The sequence below is a fragment of the Caballeronia sp. ATUFL_M2_KS44 genome, from assembly GCF_023630965.1.
Taxonomy (GTDB): domain Bacteria; phylum Pseudomonadota; class Gammaproteobacteria; order Burkholderiales; family Burkholderiaceae; genus Caballeronia; species Caballeronia concitans.
Genome location: NZ_JALQEA010000056.1, coordinates 1 through 284, shown reverse-complemented (window position 1 = coordinate 284; position 284 = coordinate 1). Strand labels below are relative to the sequence as shown.

Annotated in this window: 1 pseudogene; it reads right to left on the bottom strand. The window is 55.3% G+C overall.

The annotated features are described in order from the left end of the window. Positions 1-82: 82 nt before the first annotated feature. Positions 83-284: pseudogene (locus tag NCR39_RS23730) on the bottom strand (hypothetical protein); the annotation flags it as partial.

Below are 284 nucleotides of genomic sequence, written 5' to 3'. Positions count from 1 at the left end.
ATATCGAGCAGATCGCTCGCGCATGTCTGATTAGCCAGCGTCATGCAGACCGCAACCAAGACTGCTGAGAATCCCGGCTTCTTCATGCGTCCACCAGCACCGGATCAGATGCTTGCACGACGTGTTCAGGCACGAGCCCGCCATTGGCGAATGCATAGCGCATGTCGAATGCCGATGCCAAAGCCATATCGTGGGTGATGACCACCACCGTTTGCTTCAGACTGCGAAGCAGTTGCGCAATGTGCTTCACAGATGCGGGATCAAGATTCGAAGTAGGCTCATCG